2 tRNA genes and 2 rRNA genes (1 of these 4 running past the window's edge) are annotated in these 5,000 nt (G+C 46.1%); all 4 read right to left on the bottom strand.

Features of this window, described 5'->3' with window-relative positions:
• Positions 1-2,239: ribosomal RNA gene (locus tag AXA65_RS01790) — 23S ribosomal RNA — on the bottom strand (it extends 520 nt beyond the left edge of the window).
• A 335-nt stretch (positions 2,240-2,574) separates the two neighbouring features.
• Positions 2,575-2,651 (bottom strand) — tRNA-Ala (locus AXA65_RS01785).
• 101 nt (positions 2,652-2,752) lie between these two features.
• Positions 2,753-2,826, bottom strand: a tRNA-Ile gene (locus AXA65_RS01780).
• A gap of 163 nt (positions 2,827-2,989) precedes the next feature.
• Positions 2,990-4,507, bottom strand: a 16S ribosomal RNA gene (locus AXA65_RS01775).
• Together the 16S and 23S rRNA genes with 2 tRNA genes alongside form the textbook arrangement of a ribosomal RNA operon.
• Between the last annotated feature and the right edge of the window lie 493 nt (positions 4,508-5,000).

The raw sequence follows: 5,000 nt of genomic DNA, 5'->3' as shown, positions 1-5,000 counted from the left end.
CGACTTGTAGGTCTCACAGTCAAGCACCCTTATGCCATTACACTCTACGCACGGTTACCAAGCGTGCTGAGGGTACCTTTGAAAGCCTCCGTTACTCTTTTGGAGGCGACCACCCCAGTCAAACTACCCACCACGCAATGTCCTTCTAAAAGAAGTTAGGCTCCAAGTAAGTAAAGGGTGGTATTTCAACGTTGACTCCACAAACACTAGCGTGCCTGCTTCAAAGTCTCCCACCTATCCTACACATTACTTACTCAAAGTCAATACGAAGTTATAGTAAAGGTTCACAGGGTCTTTTCGTCCCATTGCGGGTACTCGGCATCTTCACCGAGACTACAATTTCACAGAGCTCATGGTTGAGACAGTGCCCAGATCGTTACACCATTCGTGCAGGTCGGAACTTACCCGACAAGGAATTTCGCTACCTTAGGACCGTTATAGTTACGGCCGCCGTTTACTGGGGCTTCAGTCAAACGCTTCGCATTGCTGCTAACGCCCTTCCTTAACCTTCCAGCACCGGGCAGGTGTCAGACCCTATACAGCATCTTTCGATTTAGCAGAGTCCTGTGTTTTTGATAAACAGTCGCCTGGGCCTCTTCACTGCGGCCAGCATTGCTGCTGGCGTCTCTTCTTCCGAAGTTACGAGACTATTTTGCCTAGTTCCTTAACCATGATTCACTCTAGCACCTTAGGATTCTCTCCTCGACTACCTGTGTCGGTTTATGGTACGGGTTGCTTCACTTCGGCTTTTCTTGGAAGCACTTTCCTTACAGCAACTTCGCCCGAAGGCTAGGTCTTGACTATTCCGTCAGTCTCCAGTAAGTACGGCACTCCGTCCCCTTTTTAGTGTGAGCAAGTATGGGAATATTAACCCATTGTCCATCCACTACCCCTTTCGGGTTCGCGTTAGGTCCCGACTAACCCTCAGCTGATTAGCATGGCTGAGGAATCCTTAGTCTTTCGGTGAGCGGGTTTCTCGCCCGCTTTATCGTTACTTATGCCTACATTTTCTTTTCTATCCGCTCCACAATACCTCACGATACTGCTTCGGCGCAAATAGAATGCTCCCCTACCAGATGTACACTAAAGTACAAATCCATAGCTTCGGTAATATGCTTATGCCCGATTATTATCCATGCCGGACCGCTCGACTAGTGAGCTGTTACGCACTCTTTAAATGAATGGCTGCTTCCAAGCCAACATCCTAGCTGTCAATGCAGTCCAACCGCGTTATTTCAACTTAGCATATATTTTGGGACCTTAGCTGTTGGTCTGGGTTCTTTCCCTCTCGGACACGGACCTTAGCACCCGCGCCCTCACTGCCGAGAAACATTTATTAGCATTCGGAGTTTGTCAGGAATTGGTAGGATTTGACTCCCCCGCATCCAATCAGTAGCTCTACCTCTAATAAACTTGTCTCGACGCTGCACCTAAATGCATTTCGGGGAGTACGAGCTATCTCCCAGTTTGATTGGCCTTTCACCCCTACCCACAGGTCATCCGAAGACTTTTCAACGTCAACCGGTTCGGTCCTCCACTTTGTGTTACCAAAGCTTCAACCTGCCCATGGGTAGATCACAAGGTTTCGCGTCTAATCCTACTAACTAAGCGCCCTATTCAGACTCGCTTTCGCTCCGGCTCCGGACCTTAAGTCCTTAACCTCGCTAGTAAAATTAACTCGTAGGCTCATTATGCAAAAGGCACGCCGTCACCCAACTTGTGGGCTCCGACCGCTTGTAGGCGTACGGTTTCAGGTTCTATTTCACCCTTCTATTCGAAGTGCTTTTCACCTTTCCTTCACAGTACTAGTTCACTATCGGTCTTTCAGGAGTATTTAGCCTTGGAGGATGGTCCCCCCATATTCAGACAGGATTTCACGTGTCCCGCCCTACTCATTTATCATCCAAATATGCCTTTCATATACCGGGCTATCACCGTCTATGGCCGTTCTTTCCAGAACGTTCTATTAAACATATAAAGACTTTTGGGCTAATCCGCTTTCGCTCGCCGCTACTTACGGAATCTCTTCGATTTCTTTTCCTCCGGGTACTTAGATGTTTCAGTTCTCCGGGTTTGCTCCTCTTGCGAGGTGACTGGTCTTCAACCAGCCGGGTTGCCCCATTCGGACATCTGCGGATCAATTCGTGTGTGCCGATCCCCGCAGCTTTTCGCAGCTTACCACGTCCTTCGTCGCCTCTGAAAGCCTAGGCATCCGCCATACGCCCTTAACGATTTCTTTCCTAATTATTAATTAGTTCAGTATTTTTTTGCTCGGCATTGCTGCCAAGCGGTATTCTTATAAACTCAAGTGCAAGATCGCACTCGGTTTTCTCTTTGTGATGTTCTTATCGTTAATGTCAATGATCTTTCTTCTTCCTACACCCTTGATGAACAGATATTGTTTTTGGCTCTATCTGTAACCTTTAAATCAAAGTTGTAAGACAGCTATATATAAGAGTCTCGAACTCTTTACAACACATAATGCGCACATTATCATGATGTCGGACCCGTACGTCCATAAATATCGTCTTTCGTAAATGTAAAATCTTCTGTTCTCGTCACATCTCTGTAACTTGGTGGAGAATAAGGGAGTCGAACCCTTGACCTCCTGCGTGCAAGGCAGGCGCTCTAGCCAGCTGAGCTAATTCCCCCTGTTGTCAGATTCAAAAATTAAATGATCAAATGATTATCTATTAGACATTGCTAATTTTTTAATCTTTTAATATTTTTAATCTCTTAATCCTTTAATTAGTAGTCTCGGGCAGGCTCGAACTGCCGACCTCTACATTATCAGTGTAGCGCTCTAACCAGCTGAGCTACGAGACTCTCTTTAATTATTAATTATCAATTATAAATTAATAACCATTAATTATCTCTAATCCCTGATACTAATCCTTAGGGGTATATTGTTATATAAGCAACCAAAGTAAAACCAAAGCTTTTTCAAGTATAAAAACTTAATTTTGTTTATCGTCTATAAGACGCTCTAAAATGAGATGTTCCAGCCGCACCTTCCGGTACGGCTACCTTGTTACGACTTAGCCCTAGTTACCTGTTTTACCCTAGGCAGCTCCTGTTACGGTCACCGACTTCAGGTACCCCAGACTTCCATGGCTTGACGGGCGGTGTGTACAAGGCCCGGGAACGTATTCACCGCGCCATGGCTGATGCGCGATTACTAGCGATTCCAGCTTCATAGAGTCGAGTTGCAGACTCCAATCCGAACTGAGACCAGCTTTCGAGATTCGCATCCAGTCACCTGGTAGCTGCCCTCTGTACTGGCCATTGTAGCACGTGTGTGGCCCAAGACGTAAGGGCCGTGATGATTTGACGTCATCCCCACCTTCCTCTCTACTTGCGTAGGCAGTCTCACTAGAGTCCTCAACTGAATGTTAGCAACTAGTGACAGGGGTTGCGCTCGTTGCAGGACTTAACCTAACACCTCACGGCACGAGCTGACGACAACCATGCAGCACCTTGAAAAATGTCCGAAGAAAAGTCTATTTCTAAACCTGTCATTTCCCATTTAAGTCTTGGTAAGGTTCCTCGCGTATCATCGAATTAAACCACATGCTCCACCGCTTGTGCGGGCCCCCGTCAATTCCTTTGAGTTTCATTCTTGCGAACGTACTCCCCAGGTGGCTAACTTATCACTTTCGCTTAGTCTCTGAAGCGCAAGGCCCCAAAAACGAGTTAGCATCGTTTACGGCGTGGACTACCAGGGTATCTAATCCTGTTCGCTCCCCACGCTTTCGTCCCTCAGCGTCAGTTAAGACTTGGTAACCTGCCTTCGCAATTGGTGTTCTAAGTAATATCTATGCATTTCACCGCTACACTACTTATTCCAGCTACCTCAATCTCACTCAAGACCCGCAGTATCAATGGCAGTTTCATAGTTAAGCTATGAGATTTCACCACTGACTTACGGATCCGCCTACGGACCCTTTAAACCCAATAAATCCGGATAACGCTTGCACCCTCCGTATTACCGCGGCTGCTGGCACGGAGTTAGCCGGTGCTTATTCATACTGTACCTTCAACTACTTACACGTAAGTAGGTTTATCCCAGTATAAAAGAAGTTTACAACCCATAGGGCCTTAGTCCTTCACGCGGGATGGCTGGATCAGGCTCTCACCCATTGTCCAATATTCCTCACTGCTGCCTCCCGTAGGAGTCTGGTCCGTGTCTCAGTACCAGTGTGGGGGATCACCCTCTCAGGCCCCCTAAAGATCACTGACTTGGTGAGCCGTTACCTCACCAACTATCTAATCTTGCGCGTGCCCATCTCTATCCACCGGAGTTTTCAATATAATACGATGCCGTATCATATGTTATGGGGTATTAATCTTCCTTTCGAAAGGCTATCCCCCAGATAAAGGCAGGTTGCACACGTGTTCCGCACCCGTACGCCGCTCTCTCCGTCCCGAAGGACGAATACCGCTCGGCTTGCATGTGTTAGGCCTCCCGCTAGCGTTCATCCTGAGCCAGGATCAAACTCTCCATTGTATGTTTGTTCGTCCCTATACTCAAACTCAATTATAAAATTGACGCTTTGGTTTTTCTTAATTTGGTTGTTATATGTTATGTCAATGAACTGCGTTCTGTTCGCTTCCTCAGGAATCTTGTTCTGTCATTGTTCCCGATTTGCGAGTGCAAAAGTAAAAAGTTTTTTCCAAACTACCAAAACTTTTTTAAAGTTTCTTTTCATAACCCGAAAGTCATCTTGGTATATTCTCTAACTGATCTCCTGCGCTACCCATCTCTCTCGATTTCGGTCTGCAAAGATATGTTTTCCTTTCCTATCCTGCAAGACTTTTTTTAAAATATTTAAAACATATCGCTACGTCTCAAACCTCCTCAATCAAGTCCCACCGGGCTCCTGCGCTGCTCTCTTAAAGCGGTTGCAAAAGTAGGAACTTTTTCCGAAACCACAAATATATTACAAAATTTTAAACAAACATTCTAGTACAACGCTGGTTTTCAATGATATTAATTTTAC

Source organism: Chryseobacterium sp. FP211-J200, from assembly GCF_001643375.1.
GTDB classification, from domain to species: domain Bacteria; phylum Bacteroidota; class Bacteroidia; order Flavobacteriales; family Weeksellaceae; genus Epilithonimonas; species Epilithonimonas ginsengisoli.
The sequence above is the reverse complement of the archived record's forward strand: the minus strand, read 5'-3'. Positions and strand labels throughout refer to the sequence as shown.